A 2,348-nucleotide genomic window follows, 5' to 3' on the forward strand; every position below is an offset into this window, starting at 1 on the left:
TTAACCTTGCTGCAAGGATCTGTGGCGAGGCATGTGAAACAACCCCATCCGGCGGGATGCTAGATGGACGTTAAACTTAAGAATCCTGAAGATTATTAACATGACAGAATCTTTTGCTCAACTCTTTGAAGAATCCCTGAAAACAATTGAAACACGTCCGGGCTCTATTGTCCGTGGTGTTGTTGTTTCTATCGATAAAGATATCGTACTGGTTGACGCCGGTCTGAAATCTGAGTCAGCAATTCCAGCAGAACAGTTCAAGAACGCGCAAGGCGAACTGGAAATTCAAGTTGGTGACGAAGTTGACGTTGCTCTGGACGCTGTTGAAGACGGCTTCGGTGAAACTCTGCTGTCCCGTGAAAAAGCTAAGCGTCACGAAGCATGGCTGATGCTGGAAAAAGCTTACGAAGAAGCTGCAACCGTTACTGGTGTGATCAACGGCAAAGTGAAGGGCGGCTTTACAGTCGAACTGAACGGTATCCGTGCGTTCCTGCCTGGTTCACTGGTTGATGTGCGCCCAGTTCGCGATACTCTGCATCTGGAAGGCAAAGAGCTTGAGTTCAAAGTCATCAAGCTTGATCAGAAACGCAACAACGTAGTTGTTTCTCGTCGTGCAGTTATCGAATCTGAGAACAGCGCTGAGCGTGATCAATTGCTGGAAAACCTGCAAGAAGGCATGGAAGTTAAGGGTATCGTTAAGAACCTGACTGACTACGGTGCATTCGTTGATCTGGGTGGCGTTGATGGCTTGCTGCACATTACTGACATGGCTTGGAAACGTGTTAAACACCCAAGCGAAATCGTCAATGTGGGCGACGAAATCACTGTTAAAGTTCTGAAATTCGACCGCGAACGTACTCGTGTATCCCTGGGCTTGAAACAGCTTGGCGAAGATCCATGGGTTGCTATCGCTAAACGTTACCCAGAAAGCACCAAGCTGACTGGTCGTGTAACTAACCTGACTGATTACGGCTGCTTCGTAGAAATCGAAGAAGGCGTTGAAGGTTTGGTACACGTTTCAGAAATGGATTGGACCAACAAAAACATTCACCCGTCTAAAGTTGTTAACGTTGGCGACGTAGTGGAAGTTATGGTTCTGGACATCGATGAAGAACGTCGTCGTATTTCTCTGGGCCTGAAACAGTGCAAATCTAACCCATGGCAGCTGTTTGCAGAAACTCACAACAAAAACGACCGCGTTGAAGGTAAAATCAAGTCTATCACTGACTTCGGTATCTTCATCGGCCTGGACGGCGGCATCGACGGCCTGGTTCACCTGTCTGACATCTCCTGGAACGTTGCAGGCGAAGAAGCAGTTCGTGAATATAAGAAAGGCGACGAAATCGCAGCTGTGGTTCTGCAAGTTGACGCAGAACGTGAGCGCATCTCCCTGGGCGTGAAACAACTGGCAGAAGACCCGTTCAATAACTACCTGTCTGTTAACAAGAAAGGTGCTATTGTTACTGGTAAAGTAACTGCAGTTGACGCTAAAGGTGCTACAGTTGAATTGGCAGGCGGCGTAGAAGGTTATCTGCGTGCTTCCGAAGCAACTCGCGACCGCGTTGAAGATGCGACGCTGGTTCTGAACGTCGGTGATGAAGTTGAAGCCAAATATACTGGCGTTGACCGTAAAAATCGCGTAATCAGCCTGTCTGTTCGTGCTAAAGACGAAGCTGATGAGAAAGATGCTATTGCTACAGTTAACAACAAGCCAGAAGAAGGTAACTTCTCTAGCGCAATGGCAGAAGCGTTCAAAGCTGCAAAAGGCGAGTAATAACGGGGGGCGGTTTTTCCGCCCCTATACGGTAGTTTAGCTGCAAAGCTTGGAGGTAATATGACCAAGTCTGAACTTATTGAAAGACTTGCTGGCCAGCAATCTCATGTACCGGCTAAAGCCGTTGAGGATGCAGTGAAAGAAATGCTTGAACATATGGCTGGAACACTAGCTGAAGGTGAGCGCATTGAGATCCGAGGATTTGGCAGTTTTTCTCTTCACTACCGTGCTCCGCGTGTTGGCCGTAATCCAAAGACTGGTGCTAAAGTTGAATTGGAAGGTAAGTACGTTCCACACTTTAAGCCAGGTAAAGAATTGCGTGATCGCGCTAATATCTACGGCTAAGTTGTTTACAACTTACCGCGTTATTATCTATACCTAAAATCATTGGTGTCATAGCTAATACTGCTGTGACACTGATTATAAAAGGTATAAACGCTGATAAGAAACGGTGCCTAATGGCACCGTTTTTCTTTCTTTCTAATGTCCCGCGCTAAAATTAGCTGAATATATATTAAAACCTTATAACGAATAGATTAAATATTGTTTATTCACTTATTCAAATACCCTCATC

Annotated in this window: 2 protein-coding genes; both read left to right on the plus strand. The window is 46.2% G+C overall.

Annotated features, from left to right (window positions below):
- Positions 1-100: 100 nt before the first annotated feature.
- A complete protein-coding gene (gene rpsA, locus V1952_RS21225) occupies positions 101-1,774 on the plus strand; it encodes a 30S ribosomal protein S1 (protein WP_004391091.1) in 1,674 nt (557 codons plus the stop codon).
- Positions 1,775-1,834: 60 nt separating this feature from the next.
- Complete coding sequence (ihfB, locus tag V1952_RS21230) at positions 1,835-2,119, plus strand: integration host factor subunit beta (RefSeq protein WP_005184672.1); 285 nt, start codon at positions 1,835-1,837, stop codon at positions 2,117-2,119.
- The last annotated feature ends 229 nt before the right edge of the window (positions 2,120-2,348 follow it).

This window comes from Yersinia sp. 2542 StPb PI (assembly GCF_048593855.1).
Lineage (GTDB): Bacteria > Pseudomonadota > Gammaproteobacteria > Enterobacterales > Enterobacteriaceae > Yersinia > Yersinia enterocolitica_E.